Below are 21,632 nucleotides of genomic sequence, written 5' to 3'. Positions count from 1 at the left end.
ACCTTGCTTTGCGCAGTTTTAGCCGTTGATTGGCAGACGTCAGGTGCAACATGCCTGCATAGTTACACTTGACGTCTGCCATAACAAAAAGGGAACCATCCAAAGACGATTCCCTCGCTGTGTTTAATATTTAATTTTATCGTGTACTATAAGTATACGAAAGTTTCCATACATGCCATTGCTTTAATCACTCTATATAAAATTCTATTATGTGTTGCAGTAAACTGTTAAATATATAAAATACACTACAAAATTCTGCTATAATGAATTCTGAAAGGATGAACCAATGTTCTTTTAACTATCCGATCTAAAACTGTTTAGATATCTCCCAAGGCACTCATAACAGGCACTGCCTGAACAAATGCGATATCTCGTTCCTTTCACAATAGTTGATAAAGTACTTTTTTGATATATCCCAATGCCCTTGAAACACTGTATATATCTCTTTCTTAGAACAATCATAGTGAAACCTGTCCGGCTCGTTATACCTACGTCCATATCTTACGTTATGCAATACACTGCATCTGTGATGGACTTGTTCAAGTTATATCAATAAAGGCATTCCGTATGGAAACTATGCTCCAAACATGTTAAGCCACTATGATAAAACTGTTCTTTAGTTGAATCCAACGGAATCTCCTCCTTTCATGTATCGCACCTGTCTGATCTTATAAATGATAATACATCTGGTCTTACGACTTACCAACAATACATTCAGATCATCTACAGGTACTGTGTACCATTACCTAAATTCTGATCTCTGTGTTTAGAGACCCTCTCTTAAGATATTTTTATTATACAGTTTTGTCTCGAAACTGTCAATATGTTTTTTGACAATTTATATGTTTTATTACATTTATTTTCACTTCTTATACGCAAATTGTATATTTTCTGTTTTATTGTATATATTTTATATATTATTCATTCAATTTTACAATATTACAAACCCGATTTCATTATTACATAATATAGTTAAGCCCCGGCTATGCTCTACAACAAAGCCTTAATTTCATATGACGACAAAAAAATGTTGACTTTTAAATTTGTCAATGCTATCCTAAACGTAGTTTTAAATTTTAAAGGCATTGACAGGAAGGAGTACTTAAGGCACTGTTATTTCAGAGAGCAGATGGCTGGTGTAAGTCTGCATAACATCTTAAGGAAGCAGTCCCCGAGTCGTGGTTGCGAACGTGTTTTGATTATTAGCAGCCAACGGAGTGATTCACGTTACAGAATTTATGACAGTGATGGCTGTCAACAGAGTGCAGGTTTTTCCTGAAATTAGGTGGTACCACGGACACCGGCTTATGAATGTTCGCCCTAAGCATTTATTATGCTTGGGCTTTTTTATTGCCCGAAATGCATTTTTTATAATAAATACAGTAACCTCAGCATTAATTCTAACAAGGCTGCTGTATGGGGGAGAAGGGCACCGGGCATATTTAAGTATTTTGAGAGTGTTAAATAACACAGGAGGTAATTAGAATGAGAAAGTTTGAGAAATCCACAAAGCTTGATAATGTTTGTTATGACATAAGAGGTCCTGTCATGGACGAGGCCAACAGAATGATCGCCGAAGGTGTCAATGTCTTAAAGCTTAACATAGGCAATCCGGCACCTCATGGCTTCCATGCACCGGACGAGGTAATAAAGGATATGGCGTATAACCTGAGAGATACAGAGGGCTACTCTGACTCAAAGGGTCTCTTCTCAGCAAGAAAGGCCATCATGCAGTACTGCCAGTTAAAGCACATTCCAAACGTAGGTATTGATGATATCTATACAGGTAACGGTGTCAGCGAGCTTATTACCATGTCAATGCAGGGACTCCTTAATCCTGGAGATGAAATCCTGGTGCCTATGCCGGACTATCCGCTGTGGACGGCCTCTGTCACTCTGGCAGGCGGTACTGCCGTTCACTATCTCTGTGACGAGCAGGCTGACTGGTATCCGGACATTGACGACATGAGAAGTAAGATCACTCCTAACACCAAAGGTATTGTTGTCATCAATCCTAACAATCCTACAGGCGCCTTATATCCAAGGGCTGTACTTGAAGAGATCGTACAGCTTGCAAGGGAAAATGACCTGATATTATTTGCAGATGAGATATATGACAGGCTAGTGATGGATGGCGAGGAGCATGTTGCTTTAGCTTCACTGGCTCCTGATCTCATGACCATAAGCTTCAACGGCTTAAGTAAGTCCCACAGAGTTGCCGGATATCGTATCGGATGGATGTGCCTGTGTGGTGACAAGTCAAATGCAAAGGGCTACATTGAGGGTCTGAACCTGCTGTCATCAATGCGTCTCTGTTCAAATGTTCCTGCCCAGAGTATCGTACAGACCTCATTAGGTGGCACCCAGTCTTCCGACGAGCTTCTGCTTCCGGGTGGTCGTATCTACGAGCAGAGAGAGTTTATATACAATGCACTTAAAGACATTCCGGGAGTATCAGTTGTGAAGCCTAAGGCTGCCTTCTATATATTCCCTAAGCTTGATTCTGAGAAGTTCCACATTACAGATGACGAGCAGTTTGCCCTTGATCTGTTACGGAGAAAGAAGATTCTTATCACCTGTGGTACAGGATTTAACTGGAAGGATCCGGATCATTTCCGTATTGTTTATCTTCCAAACCTTGAGATCCTTAAAAAAGCAACCACTGAATTAGCTGACTTCTTGAGCACATATCATCAGTGATAACACAGTACCCGGGAATTGCAGTCGTGCAGGCATGCCGCTCTTTCCCCATTGCCATAATAAAATAAATAAAAAAGCCTGAGTCTTTCTTAGCTTATATAAAAACATATAACAAAGAAATGTCTCAGGCTTTTTGTTATGGATGAAGTAACAATTCACGATTTAAACTACAACCATGTTGTCTTCTTTTTTATTTACTGCTACTTTCAATCTACCTTATATAAAACGCTTAAAAAATTCCGCCTCAGCGTCATTACATTCCACTGCCTCCGGGTTAGTCACATCTATATGGAATACATGACCATTCTCAGGATGCTCCACTCCATATTCCCTATACGTAAACCTTACGTTCTTTTCCTTAAATTTTGAGATAAGACTATCCGTTTTTGACTTAAGATCATCATTTACACTGACCATTACATATGCCGGTGGGAAGGTGCCATCCATATAAGTTAATGTATCAAGGAAGATCACCGAATCAGCCTTTTCTGCTGCCAGACTTCCATCGCTGTTAAACAGAGTCCAGAAAAGCATACTCCCCGGATCTTCACGCTGGTCATATACTCCGCAGTTCAATGCTACGGCTCGTGGCATTACAGCCGATGTTGCAAAGCTTACCTTATCACGAAGCTTCTTATCCCCCGCAAGAACACAGTACAGCACACTGAGGTATGCCCCTGCCGAGTCCCCCGTCAGGAAAACCTTATCCATATCAAGGTCAAGCTCATCTGCATTTTCCTTAAGATAATTCATACAGGCACATACATCTTCAATGTTTGCGGGGTATTTGTTCTCAGGTGACAAACGATAGTTAAAATTCACCACATTAAATCCTCGTCTCGCCATATCCGCGCAGTAGAACTTATATATCTCCTTGTCTCCGTAGAAGAATCCGCCTCCATGTATATTCACCAATGTAGGGTATGCTCCGGGCTTTACCGGCTTATATATGTCAAATCTGCTGTTTGAAGCATAATCTGATTTATTCCCTGAGATATTCCCTGATTGCACACTAGCATATTCCTTAACATGACCAAAGCCCTCTCTCTTAAATCCGGGTGTCTTGTAGTCAAGATCTGCATATATCTCCACGTCATCAGAAAGAGTCTTGTCCCCGTCACGCTTTGCATCATTTGCGCCCCACTGGTGTCTCATATCCTTCCACGCTTCACCCCGGTATTCACTTACTATCCGGTCATGAAGCAATGCCTCCATATCCTCCACAGGTACACCGTGAAGATCACTGCACCTTTCTGTGTCTGTCTCTGCTGTCACTACCTTGTCTATCTCAAATCCCATATTATTTCCTTTCACTTTTTTTAAATAAAATCAAAGGTTGCCTGCTCGTAGCTGAGCTCATGGTACTCCAGCTCTTCGCCATCAGTCTTGCTGTTGTAATCAATAACCACAGTCTGCTGCTTACCGCCCACCATCTGCTGTCCAAGAACGTAATTAACGTCAAATCTTCCTGTTATGGCTGGAGTTGCACCCCTGGCAGGAACTATAAGCTGGACGTGATTTGCAGATAACATTGCAAATATAGGCTCCCAGATATAGATATCCTTTGCCGCACCAAATGGGTTATCTATGAATATTGTCTTGGTGGTCACTGTATCCTCTGCCCGGAATGAATACATTCCGGCAATATAGTTTATTATTGCCACAAGGAACTGGATGTAGATACCCTGGGACTGACCTGTACTTCCTACAGCCTCCTCATATCTCAGATACCGGCTCTGCTCTTTTATTCGCTCTCTCTTGTAGAGCTTAAGCTTAATGGCGTTCATATCTGTGACCATCACTCCGAACAATCTCTTAAGACCAAGACTTTCTTTGATGAACTTAACTCGCTTACGCTCATCCTCATAGGTATCCGCACTCTTAACAAGATTATCTATGTACTCTGACATCCTCTGCTTCACAAATTCATCCTTAACGTAAGGTATGGACAGATCAACCATCTTAATGACCTCATTTCCCATGTTGATCTTTGAAAGCTTAGGAAGCTTCTCAAGCTCAGTCTTAACATCCATGCAACGCTGGATACACTGATTTTCAAAGTTCTCCTTTATGGTCTCCATGTCCTCTATACCCTTTGCCACTCTTCCCTTTTCAAGCCTTATAAACTCTATTATCTGGGAAAGATTGTCAAGAAGTGCCCTGGCATCATAATAGTTGTCAGGTATGTTCACATCATTTCTTATAGTTGCAGCCATTTCAAATACACCCATGGCACTTAAGGCTTCCGCCGTCTGCCCCTTATACCTCATCAGATCATTCTTTGCACGGTCAAGGTTCTTCCGGCTCCTGTCGAATTTAAACAGGCTGCCCTCAAATGCATCCCTGAGCTTCTCCTTGTCGTCATAGAGTATCTTACCTGCTGCCACATCAATATCATTTGTATCAACAATACGCTTAACATCCTTGAAGAGGTCTGTCATATAGCCCTGTTCCTTAACATAGCTTTCGTATTCCCTGACACATTCTTTGTACTGACGTTCAAGCTCCCCAAGAGTCTGATCACCATTTTCAATGGCAGTCTTTGCCTCCGTGAGGGTTATGTCCTCCTTCACATAGCTGCCGGCACCATACTCTCTGATGATATTCTCAAGGGCATAATTGGTACTTCCCTCAAGCTTATTGATCTCCTTTGAGGTCTCGTTATGCTTTCTAGTAAGCTCCGAAGATATATGAGTAAGTCTGGCTATCTCTTTATTTATGGTTTCAAGGGTCTCTTCATCAGTTACAACTATGTCGCCTGAGGAAAGGATCTCCTCCTCTGTTATACCCCTCTTTTCTATGGTCCTCATGGTCCTCTCCATGGAGCTCTTAAGGGCATTTATCAGCTTCTTCTTATCCTCTATATCAGGCTTGCTGTAGGAGTGTGCCTTATACATAGCCATAAATTCGGCGTCTATCTCTTCATCGCTTAAGATTATCCTGTCGTAGCTTACCCCCGGCATATCGTCATAGTAGGCAGCGTAGTACTGCTCCCATTTCTCATTTATCTCACCGATATCCTTAGTGTACTTCTCAGCCCTTGCCTGGAGATCACCTACAGTCATGGCAGCCTTAAGCTCATTTCCCTTTAACTCCTCAATCTTTACGGACAGTGTACTCTCATACACATTAAGCTCGTTAAGTCTTACAATTTCCTTCTTGAGCTCCTCTGAAAGGTCAAATATCTGTTTTAAGATATCTGTTGATGTTGTAAGCTCCGCAAGCTCCGAAGTCAGACTATCCATTTCCTTATTGCTACGGTCTATGCGGATGGTAAGCTCTGTTATGGCGTCATAAAGTCCCTTTATCTCGTCCTTTGCGTCTGCAAGCTCTTTCTCTGCTGCCTTTAACTCCTCATCTGCAGTCACCAGATCATTATTTACGATACTTCTTACAAATGTAAGATCCTCGTCATATGTGCTTAAGCTGTCATTTATAATAGAAAGCTCATCCTCTGCTGAGGCAAGTGCTTCATGCGCATCCTTCTTAAGCTTGTTCAATACTTCCTCGTCGGCGAAATATTCTGCACTGCGGGTTACTGCTACTGCATTATTTCCCAGGTAAAGTGCAGGCTCTGCCAGACTATTCATATCGTAGATCATGACATACTGGCTTCCTGTATCTATATCAGGAAGGTTGATATCATCCTTAATGGCGGCAAAATCCTTCACGATCACTCCGTATGGCAATGCCGGATTGGTATTAAGAAGGCTTTTTCGTCTGTCAGGATCAAGGGCAGCCAGATAATTTGCCCCGAATACTGCCATGGTGCCATGTCTTGTCTCAATGTAGTTGATGACCGCCTCGGCACCCTTCATAGGGCCGAATATCTGTCCTGTCCCAAGAAGCTTCTCTTGTCTCTTAAGCTCCTCCACCTCAGTCCTCTTCTTAACTATCTCTTCATAGGCACCCTTTATCCTTGCGGATATGATGTCCTCTATAAGAGACGGCTCAGAAGCTCCGTAGATACCTATGATATTCTTGAACTTCTGCTGAACCTGTCCGTAAAGGGCAGCCTTTTCATTTGCAGATTCATATTTCTTCTCAAGTGCAGGAAGCTCGCCGTTCTTAACGGAAAGGTTGTACTTGTCCTCGTACATCTCTTCCCGTAAGGAATTGCTGTCTATCTGTAATGCAGTGAGCTTCTCTTCTGTATTCTTACGCTTCTTCTCGCTTGCCTCATACATGGCAGAAGCATCACCTACAACCACCACATCCACAGAGGCAGTCAATTCATTTATCTTATCGTTAAGTCCTTCTATACGCTGCTTTACATCAATGATATTGCTGTCGGCAACCGCCTTGGCGATCTGTCCCTCTCTTAAGAGCTTCTCAGCCTCAGCCTGCTCTTCCTTCTTTATGACGAGAGTTCTCTCATTGTCCACCTTAAGGCTGTTTAACTCTGCCAGCCGGAAATCATTGTTCTGCTTCTTGTTCCATGCGTACTGCTTCATTTTGTGGATATCCACATCTGAGCTGTTCATGATATTTTCAAGGAGCTTTTCATTCTCCTTTAAGAGGCTTCTGTCCTTAACATAGCCCACATACTCATTTATGCTTTCCTTAAGGGCGATGAAATGTCTCGCTTCCTTAAGCTTCTCTTCATTTACAGAAATCTCTGCCTCAAGTCTCTCAAGATACTGCTTCAACTGGTCCGCCTCAAGGTATTGCTTTGTAACCTTAAGGTTATCAAGGCGGAGCTTCTGTGCCTCCTTCTTCTCATAGCTGTCCTGCTTCTTCGCCAAGAGTTCCTCTGCATGATCCGAGTCCTGACTGGTAAATTCTTTTCCTGTCACATATATATCTGCCAGGCTTTTTGTTATGCTGTCGTACTCATCATAGAGATCCATACAGGAATTTACCCTGTCCTGAAGCACATTTATAAGCTCTATCTGATGATCGTAATTTGCAATGTCCCTCTTCTTCCTTGCAAGCTGGTTAAGCTTCTCCTTTATATCAAGAAGGGTCTGTGCCATGTCGTCTTCCTCACCGTTCCTGCCTGTCTTGGTAAGAAAAGCCTTCTCGATTATCTCTTCTATTAAGAGATCCTCCACCACCTTTCTGGTGGTCCTGTAATTGGTCTCGAAATATGTACGGACATGTCCTTCGGTTTTATTTATACCTCTGATGATCTCCCAGTGGCTTTCATGGAGTCCATACTGACTTATAAATCTCTGGTACTCTCCCTTTCGCTCAAACACATGGATATCCAGACTCAGATCCTTTCTTGCCAGATCCTTAAGGTAATTCTTAAGACCGCTGAAAGTGATCTTCTCATTGTCCTTTGACAGGGGAAGGTTCACGATATCATTTCTATTGTATTCCCTGTAGAATATACAGTAGTTGAAATATTCAATAGCCGCAGTATCCTTTTCTGTGGCACTGCCTCCGTCCTTATTGCTGCCGTCCTCGTCCTTTGCCTTTCTGGCACAGAATCCGGTGGTCATGTAGCGGTATCCGTTTTCTATATCTGCCTCATCCAGTTTCCACTCAATAAGTGAGTGTATGACTGTATTGCCACAGCCTGCACGGAACAGCTTCTCTATAGGCTGCTTGTCATCAAGGGTACAGTTTGGTATGAGATTTTGCAGCAAAAGCAGCATAAGGATACTCTTGCCGCCGCCATTTGCCAGATCGTAGAGAGTATTCCTGCCGTACATACGCATGGTGAAATCATCATACTGCTGTGTACCAAAGTTATATTTTACGTTATTTACCCTTATCCTGTTTATACTAGGCATTTTCATTTCCTCCGAGAAGCTGGTACAGTCTGCCTCTGTAATCTTCAAAATAATTTTCTGACAGTGCTTTAAATCTGTCTGTAGGGTAATATCTGTCATCATTCTCCACAAATAATCCCTGAGACACCATAAAATTGAATGTAAGTTTCACATAACCTGATTTTGACGCCCTGGAAGCCTTGGCTTTCTCCCCTTCGCCTCCACTTGTGGTTATTGGGAGACTGTCCCACAGCAGTCCTATTGCCTTGAAGCTCTCCTGTTCAATGTCCTCCCTGGCAAATACCGCCAGTTCTCCTGTTATTCCTGACAGAAACCTGTCTGTCTCCTCTATGACCTTCTCGGGCTTTATATAATCCCTGAACTGATAGCTCTCAGAGTCCCTGTAGAAATATATGAGCATCATATACATTATAAAGTAGCACAGGTACAGCTCCTTGTTGAGCCTTAAGCCAAGTATCCTCTTCACGTCATCATTTGTATATCCGAATACCCTGTTACCCTCGCCTGCGGTTACATACAGGCTGTCGTTATACTCGTAAAGGCACAGATTAAGCTTCTTAAATATAGAACCAACAATGTCGTAAACTTCTGCATTGCTGTAATATTCCTCATATAACTGACCATTTTCACTGTCTCTCTTGCTTACCTCATCGCCCGATATAAGCTTGGAATATATAAGCAGAGCCTTATCCAAATTCTTACTTTCCATGTTTGCTGTCACCTTTTCTCACAAATATCATATTCGTAACGTACATATCCTCGCCAATGGCAATCTCCTGTGCCGGATCGCACTCTATATCAAACACAAGTCCTTTAAATCTCTCCATGGACAGCTTCGGAGCATACGCACCGTCAGTCTCGCTTCCCATGCCGGGAGTCTTGCCTGTAAGAGCCTCCACCACCACGCCCTCAAGCATGGTCTCCTGCTTCTTAAGCATGTCATCTATATCGTAATGCTTCTTCTGCACCAGATGGGTAAGGAAGGAATAGTAATCCTTGTTCCCGTAGATCTCCTTGCCAAATCTGATCTCCAGTATTCCGTTAAATTCCTTAAGGGTTAGTCTGTCCCATTTGATGAGCTGATCTGCCAGCTCGAAGAACAGCCTTCCGAAGTTTCTGCTGATCCTGTCATCAAGAAGCTCGTCCTCATACCTGAAGCTGCTGTCTGTCTCCTCCTGCTTCACCTTGACCATCCTTGCGTTATCATCGGATTTCAGCGTGAGGATATTGTCTATGGACGCAAATGAGAACCACTTCTCATTCTTCGGTGCAAATAACGGTGACAGCACGGTGAACATCTTATCCGGTCTGTCCTCCCTTATGATATCCATAAGTCTTGCCTGGAAGTCAAATGACGCCTTAAGCTTCTTAAGCTTCGCCCTGTGGATTATGTTGTCCGATATCTCCTGCAGCTCCATTGTGGAATTAATAAGGCTTCCGTGCTTTAAGATAGTCTTCTTAAGCAGAAGCTCCAGTTCACTGATCTCCTTAAAGGTTTTATTTCCACTGCCGTATGCCTTGTCGTAGCCTGCTCTTGCCACAGCCTTATCCACCAGTGCCTTATTTCTGGCGAACATCTTCTGCTCCTCCATGAACCAGTTGCCTACGGTCTTCATATATTTCTCGTATCGCTCCGCCGCCTTAAATACATCATAACTGAACATATCCACTATCTCGTCCTTCTCACGGACCAGGCGGTTCACCTCGTTATTTATCCTCTTGACAACCTCGATACCACCTTTGAAATTCTCGCCGGTTATCATCTTCTCAAGAAGAAGCTGCTCCACATTTATCTTGCTTTCTTCCTTTATCTCCTTGGTATCCAGATAAAATTCTATGCCCTCTGCGGTGATGAAGTATCGTACCTGTCCGTCCCTTATATGTCCGTCCACCAGTTTCACACGCCCCACCTTGCTCTTCTTGATAGAAGGGTCATAGAAGTTAAATTCAAATGCTTTTCCGTCGTTCCTTATCTTGTCAAATATATATGCGATCAGCTCTTTTCTGTCCTCGGTCTTTATCTCCACGTCAAAATCCCTGTCTAAGAGCTGCCCCATAAATTCTTCGTACTCATCATAGGTAACTTCCCTCTCATTCATACTGTTTTCCTGAATGAGAAAACGCAGCACTCCCATGGTTATATATCCCATGTCGAGTCCTGCATATCGTCCCTCTTTATACTGGGCAAATGTAGTTTCAGACAGCACAAAAAAAGGATAATACTTTCTCAGATTGTACATCCTGGCATTGTGTTCCTTTATTATGTCATTTATCATCACGTATTTCTGCGCCATGCTTCTTTTGTGCTCCTTACCTGCCCCCGGAAGCTCTCATAACAAGAGTTCCTGGAAGCCCTAAAATCCAGTATCAGTATACACTCTATAAGGAGTTATGGCAAATAATTATGTGGGGAATTATCAAATTAAGAAAGCCATGAGAACAGCATTACCACTGCACCCAATAAGACGAGTATTATTCCTGTTACCTGGTTTAAAACCTTTGGCGTTGCTTTATTTGCAAATACTGCTGCGATCCTTGCCCAGATAAGTGTAAACACAATGCAGAGCACCCAGGTGGTTACGTCCGGAAGACCACCTATGGCAAAATGAGACACAGCTCCGGTAAATGCTGTGAATGTCATTATAAATACACTGGTTCCTACTGCGGTCTTTAATTCATAACCAAGAACTGATGTAAGAATAAGAAGCATCATCATTCCGCCGCCGGCACCCACAAAACCGCAGATAAATCCGATCAGGATACCACAGATGATCGACTGTACCACCCTCTTTCCTGCCGGGACTTCATTCATAGCTTCCTTTGTGGTCATTACAGGTTTAATGATGAATTTTATTCCAAGCAGCAATGTCATAAATACCGAAAAGTTCCCCATTGTGGTTGATGGTATAAGACTTGACACATAGCTTCCCACCACAGTAAATACAAGTACACTCACCATCATGATAAGCCCGTTCTTCACATCAAGGTTCTTATTCTTACCATATGTATAAGCCGATACGGCACTGGCAAGCACATCCGATGAAAGTGCTATTCCAACTGCTATATACGGGTCTATTCCAAGAAATGTTATAAGTATGGGACTGATGACTGCCGCCGCACTCATGCCGGCAAAACCGGTTCCAAGACCTGCTCCCATACCTGCAAAAAATGTTATTAATATAGTCCAAAGTATTGTCATGTTGTTTCTCTCCTGTTATTACCTCATGTAGCCTTGCCCGGCTCACCTACGAGTTTAATACGATAATGTCATAATGTAAACTTGCATTAAATTAAATTTTTATAAAACATCGGGACCGTGGTACGATCAGAACAGATCCAAAAGCTTCTGCCATAAGCTGCGGTCAAATAATTATTAAAATATTTGCCTATTTCACAGGCAACTGTATAATAGGCTCAAGTACTTTAAATAATTCTTCAATGTTTACAAAAATGTTGCCATCCGGGCAAAGGGCAACCAGCCGGGTATGAATCCCGGTTCAACATCCGACTCTTCTGTACCTGCAAGTACATATATCACCCTTTCAATCTGCGTTGCAGTATTGATAGCCGGTCTGATATTTGCATTTGTATTCAGGAGAAGAAAGGGTCAAAGATATTAATCAGAAAAGGGCATATACGACCTACAAATGGCTTCCATTAATGGAATGTTATCAAGATCATATATGCCCATAAGGTTAGCCTGCTCTAACCAAGCATAGTATACCATGGATGAATAAAAAAGCATATATAAGTTGCAGATAATCACCTCACATGAAATCTGCAAATTATATATGCCATCTACATTTTGTTTATTATATTTTATTACAAGGCAAGATATTTTAATTAATACTAGCATTGTTTATCTGCTTCATGTATCTTTCCACCTCAGCCTCTGTTATCTCACACTCATCTGCAATCTGAGATACAGTCTTACCTTTTTGAATTTTCTTTGTCACTAGCATTATAAGTGTATTATCCACACCCTGCTGTATAAGCCTGTCGCTTAATGCTACATAATCTTCGTCACCCATCTCAGTCACCTTCTCTCTGATAAGATCATCACTGTTTAACAAATTATCTTCTATGTTGTGCAATGATGTAACCAACAGTTCAACTTCCTTTGCATTAAGTATATCATTCTTATGGGGATTGTCCAATTCCTTTTGTGGGTCATTCTTTAGGGCAGTTGTGTATTCGGGATCTTTTTATACAATTCGTATAATCACCTTTAGGGCGAAGAAGCTTCCTGCCTTTAAATACGACATTTTTCATTATCCTGCATTATACAAATTGTATATACATAAATTTGCAAGGCAAAAAGTCATTATAAAAAATAGGGATTTGCATATTAAAATCTATTATTTTCCAATTAAAAAGACTATAAACTGGTTCAAAAACGCCATTTCTCCCCCACTTTAACAAAATAACTATTTTCTCAATAAAAAAGATAGTCATGACTTTTATAATTAAATCATCTAAATCTTTGACATTTTATAAATGATAATATAATGTGGAAATACGATAATTATCATAATGAATTGCAATCTAAAATCTATTAAAGGAGTAAAATTTGGCTTTCTACGATAAAGAAATAAAAAGGGTATGTGAGTCCTGCCCAAGACTGCTAATACTGATGATCAATTCTGTCTTTTCCAAACATCATGCAGAGAACGCAGAAATAATATTCCTTGACAAGGAGCAAAACATTGAGTCTAATAAAAATACGACCTATATGGATATGCTTCTTGAAATTGAAGCGTGCCGATACCATATTGAGTACCAACTACTCGAAGGAAATATGGCCATCCGAATGGTAGAGTATGGCATGAAAGAAACTATCCGTGGTCTGCGACAAAATGGAGATATCACCAAAGTCTCCGATGGCAGATATGAAATTGAGATTGTTATGCCTTTGCAGGCCGTTGTATTTCTGGCAGGAGCAAACAAAAAGGATAAGATAACTGTCAAGCTTCACCTTCCAAATGGTAAAATTGTCACCTATGAACTCCCATGTATATCCGCCAGCGAAACTGTATCTGAGCTTTCAAGAAAGAAAATGTATTTGCTGATACCTTTCCAGCAAGTGCAATTATACAGCCGGATGTTAAGAGCCAGACACTATACAGAGAAGACCAAGTTAAAGCTTGCGGAAAGCCTGTACAGCTTCCGGCTTGAAGCAAAAAAGGAATTGGATAATCTTCATAAGAATGGTATACTTAATGCAAACGAAGTTGAACTGCTAATTACATCATTACACAATATAGAAGACAATTTGTTAAACAGTGATGATCTTATCAGAGAGAAGGTGACTGAGATGGGTGACGAAGATTATGTAGCATTAAGCGACCGACTTATACAACAGGGTGTTGAGCAAGGAATTAAAGAAGGCATGAAACAAGGCATGAAAGAAGGCGTGGAACAAGGCACCAAAAAAACCTTGCTATCACTTATATCAAAAAAGCTTCAAAAGGGAAAATCTCTTGCCCAGATAGCCGATGAATGTGAACTGACCCAGGATGAGGCTCAGGAATACATTGATGAAATCAAAGGGAATAAATAATAAGCAGATAAAAGGGGGAGCACATGGCAATACATATGCTCCCCTTATTAAGTCTCCTCTTGTTGTTTCAGTCCACTAAGGTATTATCTTGTTTTATTTTACCTTCTTCTGCATTACGCCCTTAACTACATAGTACTTTGAACCATTGTAATTAACATAGCCGGTGTATGTCCTATCCATCTTGCCGTTCTTCACGAAGTACCACTTTGTACCGTATTTGCAGAGGGTTGTGCTCTTGTTGATCTTGCCGTCCTTGATGTAGTACCAGCTGCTGCCGTATTTGCAGAGGGTTACTGACTTCTTATCAAGTCTGCCGTTGTTCACGTAGTACCAGGTGCCGTTATACTTCACAAGAGTAGTTGCTGTAGAATAAAATCTTCCGTTCTTGATGTAATACCAGCCGCCGTTATACTTCACGAGGGTGGTTGCTGAGAAATCTATCTTACCGTCTTTGATGTAATACCAGGTGTTGCCGTACTTATACAATGTGTTGGCTGTGAAGTCCACCTTGCCATCCTTTATCAGATACCAGTTATTCTCATATTTAAAAAGCTTGTTAGCTGTCTCGTCTGCTTCCCCGTACTTTGTGTAATACCAGGTGCCATCATCATCTATAAGGATATCTTCCACATTGTGCTGGTTCTCTGTATCACATTCCTCCATGTTGTCCTTATCAAGGTAAGAGAAATCCTCATCTACCATGTAATTATCGGAGCAGTCAAGGTTATTAAGCTTTTTATTTGCACTGAGATCAAGCTTCTCGAGTCTGTTGCTGTTGCAGTTAAGGTGTGAAAGCTCAGTATTGCTGCCCACATCGAGAGTTGCTATCTTATTGTTAAAACATATAAGCTCTGTAAGCTTGACATTCTTGCTGACATCGAGAGCTGTAAGCTTGTTAAATGCACAGCTAAGAGCCACAAGATCAGTAAGACCTGTGACATCAAGCTGGCTTAAGGAATTGCTGTAGCAATACAGACGCTGGAGCTTTGTGTTATTTGCCAGGTCAAGCTTCTCTAACTTATTGTCGGCACAGCTTAAAATCGTAAGTGCTGTGTTCTTGCTCACATCAAGATCTGTAAGTCCATTTCCATCACATGAGAGATATGTTACATTTGTGAGCAGTTCAACACCCTTAAGTGACTTTATGCCAAGGTTATCCACACTTAATTTCGTGACATCATCTACCATAATCTTTCCTGTATTATTGGTGTCGAAGCTATTTGCCAGATACTTTCTGAATGTCTCATCCGGGAAGTTCTCCTGGTTTAATGTGATCAGGGACTCGGCACTATACTGTGGTGTCAGTGTACAGTACTCCAATTCAAGATCGAGATATGAGAAATCCACATCCTTCAGATAGTTATTGTAGCAGCTAAGTATTGACAGCTCTTTATTATTTTTGAGATCCAGCTCTGTGAGCATGTTATTGTTGCAATAAAGATTCATCAGCTTTGTATTTTTGCTCACATCCAATTCTGTAAGGAGATTATTGGCACATGAAAGAGTTGTGAGTTCCGTGAAGAATTCAATACCCTTTAAGGATCTGATATCATAACCCTCAACATAAAGCTCTTCCACATCGTTGTTTAATATGAAACCATCCTTATCAGCATCAAAATTATCTGAAAGATATTTTCTGAAATTGGCGTCAGGAATGTTTGTTTCATCTAATGCCACCTGTATCTTCTGTGGTGAAGTAACGAACTTACGCATGGCAGAAGCGTCAAGATATGAGAAATCCTCGTCTGCAAGGAAGTTGTATGAACAGTCCAAGGCCTTAAGGGCTGTATTGTTCTTAAGTTTCAGCGACTTTAAATTATTTCCCTGGCACTCAAGATTTATCAGCCTGGTTAAGCCACTGACGTCAAGACTTGAGATCTCGTTATCTCCACAATACAACGAAAACAGACCGGTATTCGCACTGACATCAAGTTCTGTAAGTTTATTTCCGGTGACCATTAAATTCATTAATTTTGTATTCTTGCTTAAATCTATACTTGTAACGTCATTGTTGGAACACATAAGTGCTGTCAGTTCAGTGAACAACTCTATTCCCTTAAATGAAGCAACCTTTGGATCTGTGTATGGATAATACACGGATGTATCGATCCTTTTCACCTGGGTAACATCGATCATGCCGTCTCCATCTGTATCAAATGTGGTGGTCAGATAATTTCTGAACACTTCATCAGGGAAATTGGTTTCATTTATCTCCACCATGTTCTCTTCCTGTACATCAGTTTCATCGCCATCAGCAGCATATTCAGCAACCGCTGTAGCCCCCGGAATTGCCTCTGTAGATGTATCATCCTCTGTAGTCTCTGTAGTCACTTCTGTCTCGGCAGCTTCTTCCTCAGTAGCCACTTCCGCTTCAGTAGCTGCTTCTGTGGTATCCTCAGCCACCACGGCTATACCTTCCTGCTGCTCCTCAGCCTTTACCGATACAGCCGGTGCAGCACCTGTAAGTGCCAATGCTACTGATAAAGCAACTGCAACATTTCTCTTTTTCATTTGTGTCTCCTCCTTCTACCCATAAAAAATATTTATCTAACCTTCTTCTGCATAACTCCATTTTTCACGTAATATACAGAACCATTGTAGGTTACATTTCCTGTGTATTTAAAATCTGCTCTGCCGTTATTGACGTAATACCATTTTCCGTTATATTTGCAGAGGGTTCTTGACTTATCTATTCTTCCGTTCTTTATGTAGTACCAACTGCTGCCATACTTGCAGAGGGTTATGGATGTTGTGTCCATCTTGCCGTTCTGTACAAAGTAATATGTGTTGTTGTATTTGCACAGGGTTCTGGATTTGTTTATCTTGCCATCCTTCACGTAGTACCAGCTGTTGCCGTACTTACATAAGGTCTCTGATTTATCCATTTTTCCGTTTTGCACGAAGTAATATATGCCATTATATTTGCACAGGGTTCTCGCCTTAAAGTCAACCTTGCCGTTATGTATGTAGTACCAGGAATTACTGTACTTAAATAATGTTGTTGCGGAGAAATCAACCTTGCCATCCTTGATGTAGTACCATTCTCCTTCATACTTATACAGTGTGTTGGCAGTTGAAGCCGGCTCGTGATATCTGTAGAAATACCAGGTACCATCATCACCTATAACAAATTCTCCTGCCTCCTGCTGTCCCTCCGTGTTGTACTCTGTCATGCTGTCAGGATCAAGGTATGAGAAGTCCTCATGTATCAGATAGTTATGGCTGCAATCCAGTTTCTTAAGCTTCTTATTATATCTGAGGTTAAGGCTCTCAAGCCTGTTAATAGAACAGCCAAGCTCCACAAGCTCCGTATTCTTTCGCAGATCAAGACTTGTTATCTTATTGTATCCACAGAAAAGGTTCTGTAGCTTAACCGCCTTTGTTACATCAAGAGTCTGAAGCTGATTTCCATAACAGAAGACTGTCTTCAGTTTCACATTCTTACTTAGATCGAGGCTTGTCAGGCTGTTGTTGTCTACATCCAGTTCCTCAAGCAAAGTATTCTTGCTTATATCGATCTTTGCGAATTCATTCTCACCGCAATAGAGACTCTTTAATTTTGTATTTACCCTTACGTCAAGGCTTGTAAGTCCGCAATCGTTACAGCTAAGATCTGCAAGGTCTTTGTTATTTGCCAGGCTAAGACTTGTGAGATTGTTATGCATACAATACAGGGTCTGCAGTAACGTATTGTTACTCAGATCAAGACCGGTGAGCTCATTGTCGCTGCATCTTAAGGTGATAAGCTTCTTGTTATTTGCCAGGTTAAGACTTGTAAGCTTGTTATTGCTGCACTCAAGGTACTCCAGATTGGTATTCTTACTTATATTCAGATCCTGGAGATCATTTCCGTCACAATAAAGTCCATGCAGCTCCCATAAAAGTTCAACGCCCTTGAGGGAAGTTATTCCCATGTCGTTCACATATACATATTCGATCTTTGCTATGGCTGCCTGTCCGTCCTTATCCTTGTCAAATGTATCTGTAAGATAATTCCTGAAGGTTTCATCAGGGAAATTCTTCTCTGTGAACTGAACCTTTCCACGAGGCATCTTCTGATGATCATTGGTGAAGCTTGCTATATCAAGATATGAGAAGTTTTCCTTTCCCAGATAGTTGTAGCAGCAGTCAACGCACCACAATTTTTTATTGTTTCTCAGATTAAGTGACTCCAGATAATTGGCACCACACATGAGCACCTCTAACTTGAGGTTCTTACTTACATCCAGCTCTTCGATCTCATTGCTGCCACAGCGAAGCTCTTTCAGATCAGGGAACAATTCAATTCCCTTAAGGGATGTGATGTTCTTTAAATGTACATCTATGGTTGTTACGTCCACGCTGCTTATCTTTCCGTCCTTGTCCTTGTCAAATGTATCTGTAAGATATTTCCTGAATATCTCATCAGAGAAGTTCTCTTCATTTAACTCCACAGCTTCCCGCTGAGGAGATATAGTGAACTCACTCATATCTGTTGTGTCAACATATGAGAAATCCTCATTCTGCAGATAATTGTAGGAGCAATTAAAACTCACAAGTTTGTTGTTGCTGACATCTAAAGATGTAAGATAATTGTAGCTGCAGTACAAATGCTCCAGCTTTGAATTCTTGCTGACATTAAGACTTGTCAGTTTATTTCCATCACAATACAATGTCATAAGCTGGGTGTTACTGCTTACATCAAGCTTTGTGAGCTGATTGTTTTTGCAATTAATGAGCCACAGCTTAGTGTTTTTACTCACATTAAGTGAGGTCAACTGATTATCGAATATGTAAAGCTGTTTTAAATTGGTGTTTTTACTTAGATCCACACTCTTGATCTTATTTCTTCCGCAGGCCAACATCTCCAGATTTGAAAAAAATTCAATTTCCTTAAGGGTTGAGATTTCCTGGTCGTATATCCTAAGCTCCTCAACTTCATTGGCATCAATATAGTTGTCACGGTCTGAATCAAAAGTATAGTAAAGATATGATCTGAAATTGGCGTCAGGGAAATTGGTAGAATTTAATGCCACCTTTTTTACTGCCTGAATGTCAGTATCGTTATCTGCAGTATCTGTGCTTTCTTCTGTACCTGCTTCTTCCTCCGGCTGGACTGTGTCTCCGCTTTCCTCGGTACCTGTTTCCTGTTTAACCTCTGTGGATTCTTCAGTATCGGCAGTTTCTTCGGTACTGACCGCTTCTTCTGTGTCTACATTTTCTCCGTTACCGACGTTTTCCCCGGTGTCCACATTTTCTTCGTTATCAGGTGTGTTAATCTCTGTTGTGGTCTCTGTAACACCTGTCCTATGGTCTGTCTGGGCACTTGCCGGAACAGCCGGTGTCAAAAGACTCATTCCAAGAGACAGTGCCAGTGTTACAGCAATACTTCTTTTTGTCATTTTATTTATCCTCCCCTTTGATCTAGATCTAAATACCAAACTATCTACACTGCTTCGTCAATCTGGTAGACTATACTTGGAATATTCATGGAATAATCTCTTCTAAGTTTCTCTACAACATAGTACTTGTAGTACCACCATTCATAAATCGGATATATCACTGTGAAAAATATAAGTATTATCAAAATGATAATAGCCACCTTAGAATGTGGTTTAGTATTGCAGTATGGGCATCTCTTCGCATTCTTATCAATTTCCATTTTGCATTTTCTGCATAATTTTTTTTCGTTATTCATTTTCTACTCCTCCCAAGAACCATTTGTATCCATCTGGTGTTTTTGCTTTATGCATAAACAGTGTATAGTACCCGCCTTTTCCAAATATCGTATTACCACCAAACAAACCCGTTTCAGCAAAATCAACAATCACAGTTATATTGGTGTATCCGTTTTTCTCATATTCTTCCGACACTTCATATTTCATTCCGGAAAGATTTAAAGGCTTTACATCATTATCTTCAAACTCTTGGATTCCCTGGTTTAATCCATCAATTATTTTACTGTTACCTGCCCTGTCATCAAGATAATTAGATACTAAACCCGCATCTCTTTCGTCCAGTGCTATCATGTATGTCTTTGCAATAACCACCGGGTCATCTGCACCTTTACCTTCATTTGTACGACTGACCTTTATATAATGGCTCACCCCACAAATTATGATCGCAAGTCCCACTAACATTACAACTGCATCCCATATCTTTTTTAATACTGATTTCGCACCTCCTGTTCTGGCAACATTTTTTTGATGACAATAGGGACATATCTTAGCCTTTTCGGGGATCTCCCTTCCACATGATTCACATACTACCTTTTCCATAACGTCTCTCCTCTCATTGAAAATCGTATTGTACTGATGTATTTCATGTACATTTACTGTCAAAAGGTATACCTTTTGACAGTTTTTTCCTTTTAATAGACGGCAATGAAATGTTGCCATAGACATATTACATAACGACAAAAGAGGGGCTGCCCGAAAGGCAGCCCCTCTTTTTAAAGTTAAGTGCTCCAGAATTTAATTACCTAATTTGATTGCTTATAATATATCTGTTGTCCTAAATATATCATTTGCTTCATATTTTACATATCTTACTTCATTATATCTCTATTTCATAAGAAGTGTGTACATTACAGCCTTCTCAACATGTCTTCTGTTCTCGGCCTGATCAAGGATGTGCTCAAGGTTCTTGTCGATAACATCCTGAGAGATCTCGAAGCCAACATGCATTGGCATGTCATGGAATACGATAGCCTTTGAATCCTTTGTGAATTCGCTGTTGATCTGGTATGGCATCATCTTCGCCATAGTTGCTTCCTTCTTCTCCTTGTAAGCAGGATTATTGAAGAACTCCATGTCAACCCATGTATCTGTATAGAGAATATCCATCTTATCTGCATATTCCTTGGCAGCTTCCATAGTCATGGCAGGATCAAGCTCCACATAGTATCCGGTAGCCTTGGCGTCCTCGTAGAACTTCTCGTCGCAGGCAGTGTCATTTACAAGTGGTGTAAGACCATATAACTTACCCTGCTTCATCTTTGAGAAGAACTCAACATGTGAATTGAATACGTTGTTCTTTGCACCGATATACATGAGATTCACATCGAGAGTGCCGAACTTCTCAAGGATAGTAAGAGCGTCTGCAAGGATCTGGCATGGATGATATGAATTATCACAGCCATTGATAAATGGAACTGTAACATTATCTCCAAATAATTCAACTGTCTCATTCTTCACAAGACGTGCCATGATTATATCTACATTTCTGCATACATACTTAATCTCTGATACAGGCTCACCCAAAACGAAATTCGAATCCTTCCAAAGCTGGTTGTAATATGTGCCGCCGAGCTCTGTGATACCTGTTGTAAATGAAAGGAATGTTCTGGTTGAAGTCTTCTCAAAAAGTGTGTACAGCTTCTTTCCCTTTAAGGACTCACTGTACTTCTCAGGATTCTTCTTCATGTCAAGGGCAAGATTGAGAATGTCCATAAGCTCTTCTGCTGTAAAATTCTTGAAATTAAGCATGTTTTTCATAATCGTATTCCTCTTTTCTCATTCTTTTATTATATGTTTTTGTCTTTTCTACACAAACAATTAAAGGATAATTATAACTCTATAACTTTCTATTGTAAACGCTTTTTTATTGTAATTATAAGGACATTGCCTATTGAATTTGCCATATGAAAATAA

13 protein-coding genes and 1 other annotated feature are annotated in these 21,632 nt (G+C 40.8%); of the genes, 2 read left to right on the top strand and 11 right to left on the bottom strand.

Annotated elements, in window-relative coordinates; all coding sequences use genetic code 11:
* Nucleotides 1-1,076: 1,076 nt before the first annotated feature.
* Nucleotides 1,077-1,326, top strand: a binding site (T-box leader).
* A 159-nt stretch (nt 1,327-1,485) separates the two neighbouring features.
* The gene (locus DXB54_RS02410) at nt 1,486-2,700 is read left to right on the top strand and encodes an aminotransferase class I/II-fold pyridoxal phosphate-dependent enzyme (protein WP_118694124.1); all 1,215 of its coding nucleotides are present in this window, start codon (nt 1,486-1,488) and stop codon (nt 2,698-2,700) included.
* A 216-nt stretch (nt 2,701-2,916) separates the two neighbouring features.
* On the opposite strand, the gene DXB54_RS02405 is transcribed toward DXB54_RS02410, so the two are convergent.
* From DXB54_RS02405 to DXB54_RS02375, 6 genes are all read right to left on the bottom strand, one after another.
* A complete protein-coding gene (locus tag DXB54_RS02405) occupies nt 2,917-3,999 on the bottom strand; it encodes an alpha/beta hydrolase (protein ID WP_118694123.1) in 1,083 nt (360 codons plus the stop codon).
* Nucleotides 4,000-4,019: 20 nt separating this feature from the next.
* Entirely contained in the window at nt 4,020-8,441 is a 4,422-nt protein-coding gene (locus tag DXB54_RS02400; RefSeq protein WP_021938468.1) for a hypothetical protein, read from the bottom strand.
* Complete coding sequence (locus DXB54_RS02395) at nt 8,434-9,150, bottom strand: DUF6063 family protein (protein WP_021938467.1); 717 nt, start codon at nt 9,148-9,150, stop codon at nt 8,434-8,436. Before DXB54_RS02395 ends, DXB54_RS02400 begins: the two co-directional genes overlap by 8 nt.
* A complete protein-coding gene (locus tag DXB54_RS02390) occupies nt 9,140-10,735 on the bottom strand; it encodes a hypothetical protein (protein WP_021938466.1) in 1,596 nt (531 codons plus the stop codon). Before DXB54_RS02390 ends, DXB54_RS02395 begins: the two co-directional genes overlap by 11 nt.
* Nucleotides 10,736-10,863: 128 nt before the next feature.
* Nucleotides 10,864-11,640 (bottom strand): sulfite exporter TauE/SafE family protein, encoded by a 777-nt coding sequence (locus tag DXB54_RS02385; RefSeq protein WP_021938465.1) that lies wholly within the window; start codon nt 11,638-11,640, stop codon nt 10,864-10,866.
* A 640-nt stretch (nt 11,641-12,280) separates the two neighbouring features.
* Nucleotides 12,281-12,547: a hypothetical protein gene (locus tag DXB54_RS02375; RefSeq protein ID WP_118694121.1), complete on the bottom strand. Its 267-nt coding sequence runs from the start codon at nt 12,545-12,547 to the stop codon at nt 12,281-12,283.
* 464 nt (nt 12,548-13,011) lie between these two features.
* Between DXB54_RS02375 and DXB54_RS02370 the strand changes: the two genes are divergently transcribed.
* On the top strand, nt 13,012-14,001 hold the full coding sequence (locus DXB54_RS02370; protein ID WP_118694120.1) for a hypothetical protein: 990 nt from the start codon (nt 13,012-13,014) through the stop codon (nt 13,999-14,001).
* Nucleotides 14,002-14,094: 93 nt separating this feature from the next.
* Here the strand turns inward: DXB54_RS02370 and DXB54_RS02365 are convergent, their stop codons facing one another.
* The 5 genes from DXB54_RS02365 to DXB54_RS02345 all read right to left on the bottom strand — a co-directional run bounded on the left by DXB54_RS02365 (nt 14,095) and on the right by DXB54_RS02345 (nt 21,476).
* Nucleotides 14,095-16,512, bottom strand: coding sequence for a hypothetical protein (locus DXB54_RS02365; RefSeq protein ID WP_118694119.1), 2,418 nt, complete (start codon nt 16,510-16,512; stop codon nt 14,095-14,097).
* A gap of 32 nt (nt 16,513-16,544) precedes the next feature.
* Nucleotides 16,545-19,382: a hypothetical protein gene (locus DXB54_RS02360; protein ID WP_118694118.1), complete on the bottom strand. Its 2,838-nt coding sequence runs from the start codon at nt 19,380-19,382 to the stop codon at nt 16,545-16,547.
* Between the two features lie 44 nt (nt 19,383-19,426).
* Nucleotides 19,427-19,678 carry a hypothetical protein gene (locus tag DXB54_RS02355; RefSeq protein ID WP_118694117.1) on the bottom strand — a complete coding sequence of 84 codons (252 nt, stop codon included), beginning with the start codon at nt 19,676-19,678 and terminating at the stop codon, nt 19,427-19,429.
* Nucleotides 19,671-20,258, bottom strand: a complete 588-nt coding sequence (locus DXB54_RS02350; RefSeq protein ID WP_158578162.1) for a zinc ribbon domain-containing protein — start codon at nt 20,256-20,258, stop codon at nt 19,671-19,673. Before DXB54_RS02350 ends, DXB54_RS02355 begins: the two co-directional genes overlap by 8 nt.
* A 285-nt stretch (nt 20,259-20,543) precedes the next feature.
* Nucleotides 20,544-21,476, bottom strand: a complete 933-nt coding sequence (locus tag DXB54_RS02345) for an ornithine carbamoyltransferase (RefSeq protein ID WP_021938461.1) — start codon at nt 21,474-21,476, stop codon at nt 20,544-20,546.
* Between the last annotated feature and the right edge of the window lie 156 nt (nt 21,477-21,632).

The organism is Coprococcus sp. OM04-5BH (assembly GCF_003482105.1).
Lineage (GTDB): Bacteria > Bacillota > Clostridia > Lachnospirales > Lachnospiraceae > Coprococcus.
Note: the sequence above shows the minus strand (reverse complement) of the source record. Positions and strands in the feature narration are given on the sequence as shown.

Bases quoted from the DNA above. Each gene is read 5' to 3' on its own strand.
- DXB54_RS02405 (WP_118694123.1), bottom strand. From the start codon at position 3,999: ATGGGATTTGAGATAGACAAGGTAGTGACAGCAGAGACAGACACAGAA.
- DXB54_RS02400 (WP_021938468.1), bottom strand. From the start codon at position 8,441: ATGCCTAGTATAAACAGGATAAGGGTAAATAACGTAAAATATAACTTT.
- DXB54_RS02395 (WP_021938467.1), bottom strand. From the start codon at position 9,150: ATGGAAAGTAAGAATTTGGATAAGGCTCTGCTTATATATTCCAAGCTT.
- DXB54_RS02385 (WP_021938465.1), bottom strand. From the start codon at position 11,640: ATGACAATACTTTGGACTATATTAATAACATTTTTTGCAGGTATGGGA.
- DXB54_RS02390 (WP_021938466.1), bottom strand. From the start codon at position 10,735: ATGGCGCAGAAATACGTGATGATAAATGACATAATAAAGGAACACAAT.
- DXB54_RS02350 (WP_158578162.1), bottom strand. From the start codon at position 20,258: ATGGAAAAGGTAGTATGTGAATCATGTGGAAGGGAGATCCCCGAAAAG.
- DXB54_RS02365 (WP_118694119.1), bottom strand. From the start codon at position 16,512: ATGAAAAAGAGAAATGTTGCAGTTGCTTTATCAGTAGCATTGGCACTT.
- DXB54_RS02360 (WP_118694118.1), bottom strand. From the start codon at position 19,382: ATGACAAAAAGAAGTATTGCTGTAACACTGGCACTGTCTCTTGGAATG.
- DXB54_RS02345 (WP_021938461.1), bottom strand. From the start codon at position 21,476: ATGAAAAACATGCTTAATTTCAAGAATTTTACAGCAGAAGAGCTTATG.
- DXB54_RS02355 (WP_118694117.1), bottom strand. From the start codon at position 19,678: ATGAATAACGAAAAAAAATTATGCAGAAAATGCAAAATGGAAATTGAT.
- DXB54_RS02410 (WP_118694124.1), top strand. From the start codon at position 1,486: ATGAGAAAGTTTGAGAAATCCACAAAGCTTGATAATGTTTGTTATGAC.